Genomic DNA, 13,705 nt, shown 5'->3' on the forward strand with positions numbered 1-13,705 from the left:
CAGCGCGCGAGAGCGTCTCCGTGCAGCGCGCAATGGTGGCTTGTCCGAGGCTATGCCTTACTTCGAGGGTATTCCCTGGCCCGGAAAGCATAGGAAACGCCTTGACTTTCTCTTCCCAGAAATAGAAACTGAAGGCAAGCAAAAGGAAACAATTGGAAAGTCCATGGAAAACCCATTCCGGCTCGATGAACCCGACCTGAAGGCGCGTGCGCGGGCCATCCGCAAGCGCATCTGCGTGATGAACGCGCATGCGAAGAACGGCCACACGGGCGCGGATATGTCCGAGGTCGACATTCTCGTGGCGCTCTACTTCCGGGTCATGCGTTACCGCGCCGAGCTGCCGCAGGCACCGGTCTGGCACGACCAGTTCGTGCTGAGCAAGGGCCATGGCGTGGGCGGTCTCTATTGCTGCTTCGCCGAGCTGGGGTGGCTCGCCGACGAGGAACTCTCCGGCTATCTGCGCGACGGCACGCGCTTGCCCGGCCACCCGGTGCGCCAGAAGCTGCCCGGGTACGTGACCGTCAATACCGGCGCGCTCGGGCACGGCATGCCCATCGCCACCGGCCTCGCACTCGCGAAGCGCCGCCAGGCGCCGGACGGCGGCGTGCCGGGTCGCGTGTTCGTGCTGACCGGCGACGGCGAACTCGAAGAAGGTTCGAACTGGGAAGCCGCGATGGCGGCCAGCCACTTTCGGCTCGACAACCTCGTCGTGATCGTGGACCGCAATCACCTGCAACTGGCGGACGCCACGAAAAACATCATGGATCCCGAACCGCTCGGCGAGAAGTTCGCCGCCTTCGGCATGGAAGTGCACGAGGCGAACGGCAACGACCCCGCCGAACTTTCGAAACTGATGGAAAGCCTGGATTTTCGCAATGGCAAGCCCAAGGCAGTCATCGCGCAGACCGTGAAGGGCCGCGGCGTGTCGTTCATGGAGAACGTGGCCGCCTGGCATCACAAGTACCCGAACGAAGACGAGCTCGCGCTCGCCCTGAAGGAGCTGGACCATGCATGAAGCGGCGGATCTGCGTGACGGTGTGGTCGGCGCGCTCACGGAGCTGGCCGACGGCGGCGCCGACGTGATCGTGATGGTGAGCGATTCCACCTCCACCTCGAAGATCGGCGCGTTCCAGAAGCGTTACGCCGACCGCGTGGTCAACGTCGGCATCGCGGAGCAGAACATGGTGGGCATGGCGGCGGGCATGGCGCTCGCCGGCCACGTGGTGTTCACGGCGAACGCGGCGCCGTTTCTGGTGGCGCGCGCCAACGAACAGGTGAAGAACGACGTCTGTTACAGCCAGACCAACGTGAAGATGCTGGGGCTCAACGCGGGCGTCGCTTACGGGCCGCTCGCTTCCACGCACCATGCCATCGACGACGTTTCGATCATGAGCGGGCTCGGCAATGTCCAGATCTTTGCACCGTGCGATGCGCTGGAGGCCGCGCAGATCGTGCGCTACGCGGCGGCCTTCGAGGGCCCGGTCTATATCCGACTCGACAACGCGAAATTCCCCGTGCTGCACGAGGCGGACTACGCCTTCCAGCCCGGCCGGCCCGACGTGCTGCGGCGCGGCCAGCCCATCGACGAAGCCGGCGGGCGGCGCGTGGCGATCGTGGCGCTCGGCTCCGTGGTGGGCGAGGCGTTCGCCGCCTGCGAGGCGCTTGGCGCGCGCGGCGTGGCGCCGACGCTCGTGAACCTCTCGTCCATCCGGCCACTCGACTCTGACCTGCTCGCCGACATACTGTGTGCCCACGACGACATCGTGACCGTGGAAGAGCATTCGCTGCATGGCGGCATCGGCGCGCTGGTCGCGGTGCAGCTTGCAAGGCGCGGCGTGGCGCGGCGGCTGCGCATGCTTGGCGTCACCGAAGGCGAGTTCGCGCACTACGGCACGCGCGCCGGTATTCGCCGTTACTACGGCATCGACGCGCAAGGCATCGAAAGCGCGGTGCTGGAGCTGGTCGGCATGCCGCTCGCGGCGGCGTAGGGCCGCAGGGCCTTAGGGCCTTATGGCCGCGGGACGGCGCCCACGCAAAACCCACCTAAAAATCCCGGCCTAAAGCATCCGACGAAACAGGCAGACATTCAGGAGATGGGCATGGCAACGCAGTACGACATGTCGTTGAGACACGGCGTCGATTTCAATTTCCGGCTGGATGGCCAGGTGGCTGTCGTGTCGGGCGGCCTGGGCGGCATCGCCATGGCCACCAATGAAGCGCTGATCGCCAAGGGCGCACGCGTCGCGATTCTTTATCCGCGCTTCGAAGAGGAGCGCGTGGCCGCCGCCATCGAAACGCTGGGCGCTGACCACGCCGCGGCCTTTCCCTGCGACGTGGGCAACGAAGACGACGTGGCCGCGGCCATGGACGCCGCAGCCGAACGCTTCGGCGCGCTGCATCTGCTCGTGAACGCCGCGGGCACGATCACGCTCACGCCCGCCGAAAACATCACGCTGGAAGAATGGCGCCGGCAGATCGACGTGAATCTGACGGGGCCGTTCCTGTGCTCGAAGCACTTCGCGCGGCATGTCTTCGCACGCGGGCATCGCGGCAAGATCATCAACATCGCGTCGCAGGCGGCCACGGTCGCGATCGATCAGCACTGCGCGTACACGTCGGCGAAGGCTGGCCTGATCGGCATGACGAAGGTGCTCGCGAAGGAATGGAGCCGGCGCGGCATCACGGTGAACACCGTGTCGCCCACGGTCGTGCTCACGCCGATGGGCGCCGCCGCGTGGGAAGGCGAAAAGGGCGAGCGCATGAAGGAACTGATTCCCGCAGGCCGTTTCGCCTATACCGACGAGATTGCCGCTGCGATCCTGTTCCTCGCATCGAACGGCGCGGACATGATTACGGGCGCCGACCTGATGATCGACGGCGGATACACGATCTGCTGACGCGGCCGGGTTTTGCGCTGTGTTCTTGCGCTGTGTTTTCGCGCGCGGCTGCCTTGGCGTTCTGCGTGCCGGTGGCGCGAGCAGGGTGCGGCGCCAATGCATGAGTCGAGTCGCGAGTCGACTCGCGTGCCGAGCCGTGTAGCAAAGGGAAAAACAGGAGACGAGACGTGAGCAAGTCCATCGAAAACAGCGTTGAACTGCCGGACCGCGCAGCCGGCCGTTCCGGCGCCGCCGGCGCCGCCGGTGCTGCCAGTGCTGGCAGTGCTGGCAGTGCCGCTGCCGGGTTCTCGCGCCGCGCGTGGCTTCCCGTGCTGCTCGAACAGGGGCCGCTCATCAGCCTCGTGCTGCTGTGCGTGGTGATCTCGCTTCTCACGCCGTCGTTCCTCTCGGTGCGCAATCTGCTCAACGTGCTGGATCAGATCACGGTGCTCGGCATCATGGCGCTCGGCATGACAGCGGTGATCATCATCGGCGGGATCGATCTTTCGGTGGGCTCCGTGCTCGCGCTCGCCATGATGGTGATGGGCTGGCTCGCCAACACCGCGGGCCTGCCGTTCGTCGTCGCGATTCCCGCGAGCATTCTCGTGGCCGGGCTGTGCGGCCTCGTCTCGGGGTTGCTCAACGTCGTGATGCGCCTGCCCGCGTTCATCGCGACGCTCGCGATGATGTCCGTGGCGCGCGGGCTCGCCAACATCATCACGAACGGCGAGCAGATCGTGGGTTACCCGGACTGGTTCACGGCACTTTCCATCGACCGCCATTTCGGCTTTCTTTCCGCGACGGTGGGCCTCTTCGTCGCGCTGATGGTAGTGGGCTTCGTGATCCTCAAATACCGCGCGGCGGGACGCAGCCTCTACGCCATCGGCGGCAGCGCCGAGGTGGCGCGCCTTGCGGGCATCAAAGTGCGTGCCACCACGCTCGCGGTCTACACGCTGTGCGGCGCGCTGGCCGGCGTGGCGGCGGTGGTGCTGGCGAGCCGCCTGGATTCGTCGCAGCCCAGCGCGGGCACGGGCTACGAACTGGACACCATCGCGGCCGTGGTGATCGGCGGCGCGAGCCTCGCGGGCGGCACGGGCACGGTGCTCGGCACGGCCGTGGGCGTGCTGACCATCGGCGTGCTGCGCAACGGGCTCAACCTCATCGGCGTGTCGCCGTTCGTGCAGCAGATCGTGATCGGCCTCGTGATCGTGCTCGCCGTGGGCGCCGACACACTGCGCCGCCGCAACGCCGCGTAGGGATCCGGCCGGCCGCGGCCCGCTTTTCACTTGCCGCAAGCCGGGCCGTATGGCGCCGGAATGCGCGGGCCGTTTCATCGCTTCCGGGCGGCTTCGCTTCGAGCCGCTTCGCTTCCGGGCCTCTCCGCTTCAACCGCATCACCTCAATCGCGTCACATCAACCGCGTCACATCAACAACAAGCATCACCAGGAGACAGACATGAATCGACGTTCCGCCAGTGCATCCCTGCTTGCCCTTGCTGCCTCGCTCGGCTTCGCGCTGGCCGCGCCCAGCGCGTCGGCGGCGGGTACCACCACCATCGGTCTTGCCGTTGCGAACCTGCAGGCCGACTTCTTCAACCAGATCAAGCAGTCGGTGGAAACCTACGGTAAAGAGAAGGGCGTGAACGTCATCACGGTCGACGCGAAGGGCGATGCCGCCACCCAGGTCAACCAGATTCAGGACCTGCTCACGCGCAAGATCGACGCGCTCATCTACATTCCGGCCGGCGCGACGGCTGCCGGCGTGCCGGTGCGCGCCGCGAAGGCCGCGGGCGTGCCCGTGATCGCCGTGGACCGCAATCCGCCGGACGCCCCGGGCAACACCTTCATCGCGACCGACAGCGAAGCCGCCGCCGAGCAACTGGGCGAGTGGATCGTGAAGCAGACCAAGGGCACCGCGACGCTCGCCGAGCTGCAAGGCCAGTTGGGCACGACGCCTGAACTCGCGCGCGAGAAGGGCTTCAGCAAGGCCATCGCGAAGGCGCCGGGCATCAAGGTGGTGGCGCGCCAGCCCGCCGAGTGGGCGCAGGACAAGGGCTTCGCGGTGGCGCAGGACATGCTCCAGCGCAATCCCAACATCAACGTGATCTTCGGCCACGCGGACGCAATGGCGCTGGGCGCCGCGCAGGCGGTCAAGGTCTCGAACGTGGGGCACAAGGTGCTGATCGCCGGCTTCGACGGTGACTTCGCGGGCCTCAAGGCCGTGCGCGACGGCGTGATCGACGTGACCATGACGCAGCAGACGCAGCGCATGGGCCGCATGGCCGTGGACTCGGCGCTTGAGCTCATCGCGAAGAAGAGCGTGCCGGCCCAGCAGCTGCTGCCCGCTACGCTCACCACCAAAGAGAACGTCGGACCGTTCATCTCGCAGCATCCGTAACGGAGTTCATCATGATCGCGAGCGCAGCCGCCTCGGGCCGGATCAGCGACGGTATGCCCGACGTGACGCACGACGGGCTCGTCGTGCGAGGCATCGGCAAGACCTTCAACCGCAACACGGTGCTGGACGGCATCGATCTGGACGTGCGTCCGGGTACCGTGGTGGCGCTGCTGGGCGAGAACGGCGCCGGCAAATCGACGCTCTCGTCGATCATTGCCGGGGCGCTCGAACCCGATGCCGGCGGCCGCATGTTCTGGCGTGGTGAGCCGTATGCCCCGCAGTCGCCGCGCGACGCGCTCGCGAGCGGCATCGGCCTGATCCATCAGGAAACGCGGCTGCTGCGCGATCTCTCCATTGCGGAGAACGTCTTCGTCGGACGGCTGCCCATGCGGCACGGCAAGATCGACCGCGCGGAGATGTCGCGCCGCGCCGAAGAGCAGTTGCATCGACTCGGGCTCGACGTGTCGGCCAGCCGGCTCGTGCGCACCTTGCGGGTGGCGGCGCAGCAGCAGGTGGAAATCGCCAAGGCGTTGACGCTCGACGCGCGCCTGCTGATTCTCGACGAACCCACCGCCGCGCTGGGCGGCGCGGAAACCGACCGGCTCTTCGAGCAGATCGCGAAGCTGCGCGCGCAGGGCGTGTCGTTCATCTACATCAGCCACCGGCTGGAAGAGATCGAGCGCATTGCCGACCGCATCGTCGTGCTGCGCGACGGGCGGCTGATTGCGAGCCACGACAACGGCAGCGTGCCCGTGAAGACGCTGATCGAGCAGATGGTGGGCCGCAACGTGGAGCGCATCTTTCCGCACTTTGCCGCGCCGCGCGAACGCACCGTGCTCGACGTGCGTTCGCTGACGTCGCAGCAGGGCGCATTTCGCGACGTTTCGTTTTCCGTGCGTGCGGGCGAGGTGTTCGGCATCGCAGGCATCGTCGGGGCGGGGCGTACCGAACTCGTGCGGGCCATCGCGGGTGCCGATCCCGTTTCGTCTGGCAGCGTGCTCGTGGAGGGCGAGGCTCTACATCTGCGCAGCCCGGCACAAGCCATTCGCGCAGGCGTGGTGCTCGTGCCCGAAGACCGCAAGGAGCAGGGCGTCGTGCTCGAACACTCCATTGAAGACAACTTCGCGTACGGCAGCCTCGACCGCCTCGGCGCGCGTGGCTGGGTGCAGCCGCAGCAGGTGCGTGACTTCGCCAACGGACTGATCGCGCGGCTTGGCGTGAAGGGGCGGCCGCAGCAGCGCGCGGGCAGCCTCTCGGGCGGCAACCAGCAGAAGGTCGTGCTCGCGAAGTGGCTGGCGCGCGAACCGAAGGTGGTGATTCTCGACGAGCCCACGCGCGGCATCGACGTGGGCGCGCGCGCCGCCATCTACGAGGTCATTGCGAAACTCGCGGCGAGCGGCGTGGCCGTGGTGGTGGTGAGCTCGGACCTCGACGAGGTGCTGGGTCTGTCTCACCGCGTGATGGTGCTGGCGCGCGGCCGCTGCAAGGGCGTGCTGCCGCGCGAGGAAGCGAGCGACGTGCGCGTGATGGAACTCGCCACGGCGTGAGGTGTGCCTGCGGGCGCCGGGTTCCTTGCATCCAGACCCCAGGCCCCCAGCCTTGCCGCGCCCGCCAATAGAAAACAGTGTTGAAACTTCACGGACTTCGTCACATGTCCTCAATGCAATACGTGCTGGCCATCGACCAGGGCACGAGCGGCACCAAGGCGCTGATCTTCGACGCAGAGGGCACCGTTCGCGCGAAAGGGTTCGCGCCCGTGCGCTGCACGTACCCGCAGGCCGGCTTTGTCGAACAGGACCCGCACGCACTGTATGGCTCGGTGTTCACGGCTACGGCCCAATGCCTCGCGGCCTTCGATGGCGACGTCGCCGCACTCGCGGGCCTGGCCATTTCGAACCAGCGCGAAACGGCCGTGCTGTGGGACGCCGCGGGCGAGCCGCTCGCGCCCGCCGTGTCGTGGCAGTGCCAGCGCTCGCTTGGCATCTGCGAGCAATTGCGCCGCGACGGCATGGCCGCGCGCATTGCCGAGCGCACGGGGCTTTTGATCGACCCGTATTTTTCGGCGTCGAAACTGATCTGGCTGCGCGGCAACGACGCCCACGTGGCCCGCGCGATGGAGGCGGGCGAGGCGCGCTTCGGCACCGTCGATAGCTGGCTGCTGTTCAAGCTCACGCGCGGTGCGTCGTATCTCACGGACTACACCAACGCGTCGCGCACGATGCTGTTCAACCTGCACACGCTGAACTGGGATCGCGAGTTGATCGACGAATTCGGGCTTGCCGCGCTGCGGTTGCCCGACGTGAAACCTTCGGCGGCGGATTTCGGTTCGACGGACCTGGACGGCTTGCTGCCGAAGCCCATCCCCATCGTGGCGATGATTGGCGACTCGCATGCCGCCGCCGTGGGCGAGGGCTGCCTCTCGCCGGGCCTTGCCAAGGCCACGATGGGCACGGGCTCGTCGATCATGATGAACGTGGGGCCGCGGCCGCAGGCGCCTGTCGACGGTCTCGTGTCCACGCTCTGCTTTGGCGCGCGCGGACGCGTGGACTATGCGCTCGAAGGCATCGTGATCAGCGCGGGTTCCACGCCCGGCTGGCTCAAGGACAAACTGCGCCTCTTCGACGACTTCGCTGCCGCCGAGCAGGCCTTCAGCGAAGTCGATAACGGCGGCGTCTATTTCATCCCGGCGTTCTCCGGCATCGGCTGCCCGCACTGGAAGTACCCGGGCGGCGCGCAGATCGTCGGGCTCGACTTCTCGACGTCGTGGCAGCACGTGGTGCGCGCCGCGTACGAGTCCATCGTCTATCAGATCAAGGACGTGATCACCGTGATGGAACGCGCGGCGCAACTGCCGCTCGTGGAACTGTTTCTGGACGGCGGGCTCGTGCAGCGTCCGTTTCTCATGCAGTTTCTGGCGGACACGCTGGACCGCCCGGTGAGCACGCTCGAACTGACGGAAATTTCAGCGGCGGGCGCCGCGGCGCTCGGCCTGCTGCAACTGGGCCTGACGAGCGAGCTGGGCGCGAACCGCGCGCAGCGCAAGGTGCTGCGACGCGTCGTGCCCGGCAGCGGCCGCGAGCAGGCGGCCAGGCATCACGCGCAATGGCTGCGCTGGATCGCGCGGCTCGAGTGAGGGCATCGGCACCCGCGGCATGGCCACTAACCAGCAAGGACAAACCCACATGAACGACGCAATCAGACGTTTCACGAACAAGGTAGTCGTGGTGACGGGCGGCAGCCGCGGCATCGGCCTCGGCATTGCGGAGCGCTTTGCGCGCGAGGGCGCGAAGGTGTGCCTGTGCGCGAACGAGAAACGCGTGTTCGACGCCGCCGCGCAACTGCTCGAGTCGGGCTTCAACGCCATCGCGGTAGAAGCCGATGTGACGGACAAAGCCGAGGTGAAGGCGCTTTACGACGAGGTGGCGGCGAAGCTGGGCGAGGTGGACGTGTCGGTGCAGAACGCGGGCGTCATCACGATCGCGAAACTGCAGGACCTCACGGAAGACGAGTGGGACAAGATTCTCGCCGTCAACACCAAGGGCGTGTTCCTGTGCTGCCAGGAGGCAGCGGCGCGTATGCTCGCAGCGGGAAAGCCGGGCCGTCTCATCAACACCGCTTCGGGCCAGGCGCGCCAGGGCTTCATCTATACGCCGCACTACGCGGCGAGCAAGTTTGGCGTGGTGGGGCTCACGCAGAGCCTCGCAAGAGAACTGGCGCCCACGGGCATCACCGTCAACGCGTTTTGCCCCGGCATCATCACGACGGAGATGTGGGCCTACAACGACGAGGCCTGGGGCAAGCTGCTGGGCGACTACCAACCCGGCGAACTCATGGCGGAATGGGTGAAGGGCATTCCCATGAAACGCGCGGGCACCGGCGAGGACGTGGCGGGCCTCGTGGCGTTCCTCGCCTCCGGCGACGCGGCCTATATCACCGGACAAACCATCAACGTAGATGGCGGGATGTTCATGTCGTGAGCTGCGCCGGTGCGGGGAGGCAACGGTCGCGACGGCGAGTGGACGCGAGCAAAACGCGGCAGCTACCTTGCCGCGCTTGCATCCGCCTTTTTCTTCGCCGCCGTTGCCGTGACGAAGCTCGGCCTCAACCGTCGATGCGCACTTCCACGCCGCCCGAGTTGTAGAGCGGCGTCACCTTGAAGCCGTCTACCACGACCGAATCGAAGCGCCCCTGCAACTGCGCGCTGTCGATCAGCGGCACGATGTCGCCCACCTTCGGCGCGGCGCCCGCCGCGAACTTCACGTGCAACGTGCCGCCCACGAAGGTGGTGAGCCCGGCCACGGCGAGCCGGCCCGTGTCGCCCGCGCCGCGATCCAGTTCGAGCGTGGCGTTCTTCAACTGCGTGTACTGACCGTTGATGCTCATGCGTGCGCCTGTGCGGACGACCACCGTGCCGCCGCTCGCGTAGACGTCGCCGGCACCGAAGGCCTGGGGCGACGCGGCTACGAGCGTGCCGCCCTGGACCTCGGTGCCGCCGCTATAGCTGTTCGTGCCCGCCAGCGTGAGCGCGCCCGTGCCCGCGAAGGTCAGCTTGCCGCTGCCGCCGATGTTGTTGCGCCACGTGTCGGCGGCGTTGAAGCCGCCCTGGGTGGCGTCCATCGTCACGCTCACGTTGCCGGAGAACTGGCCGTATCCGTCCGCCGCCGCGAACAGGTTGAGGCGGCCCCAGCCTTCGGCGGCGTCGAGCAGCGGGTAGCCCGAGGCGAGTTCGGTCGTTTTCAGCACGACGCGCCGCTGGTCCGCGCTGAGGTAGGGCAGGCGCGTTTCCAGCAGCACCTCGGCGCCCTTCGGCACGACGGGCGCCGCGGTGGTCGAGGCGATGGGCGTAAAGCCGTAGGTCAGGCGGCGCAGATAGTTGGCCTTGTTGGTGGCGTAGTCGGCGAAGCGGTCTGTCGCCGTCGTGCCCGACTCCGCGAACGCTGGGAAGGTAGTCGCCGTCGTGCCGGTGGCGGCGTAGAGCGTGGCATGCGCGAGCGAGACGGCGGTCTGCTTGAGCGTGGCGTTGGTCGGATCAGCGAGGTTCGCCGCGACCACGGCTTCGGCGAGTATGCGGCCGCCCATCACGTCGAGCGGCGAGTGCATGCCCGCGAAGATGCGGTTCTCGCCCAGTTCGAGCCCGCGGCTCAGCATTTCCTGGTAGCGCTCGGGCACCACGTAGGCCATGGCGAGCGCGTCGCGCAAGGCTTCCGCCGCGTGGCCGCTCGGGAAGCCGCCGTCCGTTGCGGGCGTGGTGCTTTCGGCCGGCACGAGCGTGGGCGCGACGACGACACTCGAACTCCAGCGGTACGGCCGCTCGTACTTGTAGAAACGCTTTGCGGGTTCCGTGGAGCCGTTCGTGCCCATTGCGTTGACGAGGTCCACCACGGCGCCGAACTGCGCATTCGCGCTGCCGCCCACGCCCGTGTTGTTGCCGCTGTCGTTGTAGAGCGTCGTGGTGGCGTCGGCGGGAATCGTGGTGATGCTCGTGGTCTGCTGCGCCGCGGTGCGCCACGCGGTGGTGAGCGGTCCCATGCCGTCCGTGACGCTGTAGCCTTTGCCGCGGCGGTCGTCGAAGTAGGCGGCGGAAGCCTGGGCCGCGGTGCGCTGCGTGGTGGCGCCCACCACGTACTGGATGTTCGCGTTGAGCACCGTGGGGTTGAGCGCGGTGCCGTTCGGCGTGCCGTCGTTCGGCAGGCCCGTCCACGTCGACGCGGTGATGGCGGGGAAGCTGCCGACAGCGGGCGCGTTCACGCCGGCGTCCACGAGGTCCGTGAGCGGTTGCCAGAGCGTGCGAAAGCCGTTCAGCACGCGCACGCCGGCGTTCGTGCTCATCGTGGCGTAACGCGCGTCGCCGCGCTGGTTGGTGGCCGCGTTGTCGACGAAGGCGAGCACGTTGGCCTGCACCGGCGCGCTGTCGACGAAGCCCGGGTCGGCCGGCGGCGAGGGCACTTTCGCGACGGTGGCGGGCGGCGCGTTGTCGCTCACCCCGCCGCCGCCGCAGGCAGCGACGAGGAACGAGACGGCGACGGCCATGGCGAAAGCGTGAGGCGAAACGAAGCGTGGCGTGCGGTGCACGGGCATGGTGTGATTCCCGGGTCGTTGTCAAGAAAGCGAGCAAGATACGGTCGCTTTATGAAAGATTCGAGAAAGGCACGAGAAACATTGAATAAGACGAGGGCTAGAAGGCGTAAAAGTGTAATGGCAGATGACTGAAATGGCGTCGAATCTGCTCAGAATATGGGATGGGTCTCTTATATGACAATTCGGTTAAACGCATTAAGGAAGGCGTTAAATGCGCGGGGCAGTGGGACAGGAAAGACGTCATTTGTCTGCCTCTATTTGCGGGCGTCGACGCGACGTGGCGGATGGGGTGGGCTTCAAGCGATCACATCGGCAACCCGTGCTGCGATTCGGCCTGCCGTGACCGTGAACGAACTGCGCGCTATTTTCGCGGCTTATTCGTTTTGTCGTCGTTTTGTCGGTTGGAGGTAATAGCGTTATAGCGCCCGATACTCCGGCAGCGATTGTCATTCAGGCGACGTTCGGCTGTCACGCGATTTACGCATTGCGATTGCCCAGTCTTGCTTCTCCTGGGCGCCAATGAACTCACGTCTGATATAGGCGCATATCGACAAAGCGATCCGCTGCGAATAATCCGCCGCAGATTCGCCTGCTCATGCGATTGAAGCCGATGGTCCCGGCGCGTCAATTCTTTTCGCCACGCGCTTTCTGGCGACCTACACTGTGCTGCATGGGAGGAAGAAATGCAGCGCGTCTATCAATATCGGGGCTATGAAATTACCGTCGAGGCGGACAGCTTGCCGGACGCCATTGTCGGTGGGACGGTGCTGGTCCGAACGGGCTATCTCGCCATCGTGAATGTGCGGCACGAAATGTCGTCCCGCGCGTTTCCCGCATGGAACTTGTCCGACGATAACGACCGGCCCTTCGACAGCGCCAGCACGGCGCTGATGGCCGGCTTCACCGCGGGGCAGCGCTTCGTGGACGACGTGTTCGCGGGCCGTCAGGGGCGCGACCAGGTGGATGGGCTCGACGCCTGATCAGGCGTGGGGCGTGGGGCCCGAGGCATATCGCGGCGGCGGCGGCGGCCGCCGTCAGACCGCCTCGCCGCGAAATAGCGCAGCGACCAGCGCTGGATTCGACGGCCAGTAACCGTGCATATAGGTCGCGAAGATCGACCCATGCCGCCACACCGGTTCGCCTTGCGCATCGCTTTGCGCATGGCGCGTGTAACGCAGCGGCGTAAGCGCCGTCGTCATGCGCGAGTAGTGGAACGTGTGCCCGTGGAGCGTGCCGTGTGTCGTGTCGAGCGCCTGCATGCCGAGCGCCGCGAGCCGCGCCTGCATCGTGGCATGGCCGGGCAGCAGACCGAGCATGGGCGTCGATTCACCGTTCACGTCAGTGAGCGTTTCCAGCAGATACAACATGCCGCCGCATTCCGCGACGATCGGCTTGTTCTTTGCCGCGTGCTCGCGAATGGATGCCGCGGTGCGCGCCGCCTTGTGCATATTGCCCGCCAGCGTCGCGGCGTGCAGTTCGGGATAACCGCCCGGCAGATACAGCGCGTGAGCGCTGGCAGGGACGGGCTCGTCCGCGAGCGGCGAAACGAAGCTCACGTGCGCCCCCAGCGCTTCGAGCAGCGCGAGGTTCGCGGGATAGATGAACGAGAACGCGGCATCGCGTGCCACGGCAATCTGCAGGCCGGCGAGCAGCGGCGGCAACGTCTCGCGCGGCTCGGCCGCGAATTCGATGGCGGGTGGCAACTGCGCCAGCGCGGTATCGGCCAGCGCATCTGCGGCGCGTTCGATGCGTGCTTCGAGGTCGTCTATTTCATCGGCTTGATGCAGGCCCAGATGCCGGTCGGGCAGTGCCATCTCCATGGCGGGCGCGACGTGGCCGAGCCAGCGAAGATCGTTGGGTAGCGCGCTTTCCAGCATCTGCGCATGACGTGCCGAGCCAACGTGGTTCGCCAGCACGCCGTAAAAGGGCACGTCTTTCCGAAAGCATGCGAGGCCGAAGGCGATGGCGCCAAAGGTCTGCGCCATCGCCTTCGCGGAAATCACGGCGGCCACGGGCACGTTGAAGGTGGCGGCGAGGTCGGCGCTGGAGGGCGTGCCGTCGAAGAGCCCCATCACGCCTTCGATCAGGATCAGGTCGGCTTCGCGCGCCGCCTCGGCCAGCAGTTGACGGCACGCCGTTTCGCCCACCATCCAGAGGTCCAGCGTCTGCACGGGCGCGCCGCTCGCGCGCGCGAGAATCATCGGGTCGAGAAAGTCCGGGCCGGTCTTGAAGACGCGCACGCGCCGGCCAGCGCGCCGGTGCAGGCGCGCGAGGCCAGCCGTGATCGTGGTCTTGCCCTGGCCCGAAGCCGGCGCGCTCACGAACAGCGCGGGGCAGCGCGGCGGCATACCGG

Annotated in this window: 11 protein-coding genes; 9 read left to right on the forward strand and 2 right to left on the reverse strand. The window is 66.8% G+C overall.

All coding sequences use genetic code 11. From position 1 onward, the window contains the following. Positions 1-163 precede the first annotated feature (163 nt). From PXJ20_RS27310 to PXJ20_RS27345, 8 genes are all read left to right on the forward strand, one after another. Positions 164-1,015 carry a transketolase gene (locus tag PXJ20_RS27310; RefSeq protein ID WP_042303194.1) on the forward strand — a complete coding sequence of 284 codons (852 nt, stop codon included), beginning with the start codon at positions 164-166 and terminating at the stop codon, positions 1,013-1,015. Further along, the gene (locus PXJ20_RS27315) at positions 1,008-1,988 is read left to right on the forward strand and encodes a transketolase family protein (RefSeq protein ID WP_421032545.1); all 981 of its coding nucleotides are present in this window, start codon (positions 1,008-1,010) and stop codon (positions 1,986-1,988) included. The genes PXJ20_RS27310 and PXJ20_RS27315 overlap by 8 nt, the downstream gene beginning before the upstream one ends. A 111-nt stretch (positions 1,989-2,099) precedes the next feature. Further along, positions 2,100-2,897, forward strand: a complete 798-nt coding sequence (locus tag PXJ20_RS27320; protein ID WP_017778261.1) for a GolD/DthD family dehydrogenase — start codon at positions 2,100-2,102, stop codon at positions 2,895-2,897. A gap of 167 nt (positions 2,898-3,064) precedes the next feature. After that, entirely contained in the window at positions 3,065-4,132 is a 1,068-nt protein-coding gene (locus PXJ20_RS27325) for an ABC transporter permease (RefSeq protein ID WP_421032544.1), read from the forward strand. 200 nt (positions 4,133-4,332) lie between these two features. Further along, a complete protein-coding gene (locus PXJ20_RS27330) occupies positions 4,333-5,274 on the forward strand; it encodes a sugar ABC transporter substrate-binding protein (RefSeq protein WP_017778263.1) in 942 nt (313 codons plus the stop codon). An 11-nt stretch (positions 5,275-5,285) separates the two neighbouring features. After that, positions 5,286-6,821 carry a sugar ABC transporter ATP-binding protein gene (locus PXJ20_RS27335; protein WP_421032543.1) on the forward strand — a complete coding sequence of 512 codons (1,536 nt, stop codon included), beginning with the start codon at positions 5,286-5,288 and terminating at the stop codon, positions 6,819-6,821. Positions 6,822-6,925: 104 nt separating this feature from the next. Next, on the forward strand, positions 6,926-8,407 hold the full coding sequence (locus PXJ20_RS27340) for an FGGY family carbohydrate kinase (RefSeq protein ID WP_421032542.1): 1,482 nt from the start codon (positions 6,926-6,928) through the stop codon (positions 8,405-8,407). 49 nt (positions 8,408-8,456) lie between these two features. Continuing rightward, complete coding sequence (locus PXJ20_RS27345; protein WP_421032541.1) at positions 8,457-9,251, forward strand: glucose 1-dehydrogenase; 795 nt, start codon at positions 8,457-8,459, stop codon at positions 9,249-9,251. A 124-nt stretch (positions 9,252-9,375) separates the two neighbouring features. On the opposite strand, the gene PXJ20_RS27350 is transcribed toward PXJ20_RS27345, so the two are convergent. Beyond that, complete coding sequence (locus PXJ20_RS27350) at positions 9,376-11,304, reverse strand: phosphatase PAP2 family protein (protein WP_421032687.1); 1,929 nt, start codon at positions 11,302-11,304, stop codon at positions 9,376-9,378. A gap of 731 nt (positions 11,305-12,035) precedes the next feature. Here PXJ20_RS27350 and PXJ20_RS27355 point away from each other — a divergent pair. Continuing rightward, a complete protein-coding gene (locus PXJ20_RS27355) occupies positions 12,036-12,332 on the forward strand; it encodes a hypothetical protein (RefSeq protein WP_421032540.1) in 297 nt (98 codons plus the stop codon). A 54-nt stretch (positions 12,333-12,386) separates the two neighbouring features. Here PXJ20_RS27355 and PXJ20_RS27360 read toward each other — a convergent pair whose 3' ends face one another. Next, positions 12,387-13,700, reverse strand: a complete 1,314-nt coding sequence (locus tag PXJ20_RS27360) for a cobyrinate a,c-diamide synthase (protein ID WP_421032686.1) — start codon at positions 13,698-13,700, stop codon at positions 12,387-12,389. Positions 13,701-13,705: the final 5 nt, after the last annotated feature.

It is taken from the genome of Paraburkholderia sp. A1RI_3L, from assembly GCF_048957895.1.
Taxonomy (GTDB): domain Bacteria; phylum Pseudomonadota; class Gammaproteobacteria; order Burkholderiales; family Burkholderiaceae; genus Paraburkholderia; species Paraburkholderia kururiensis.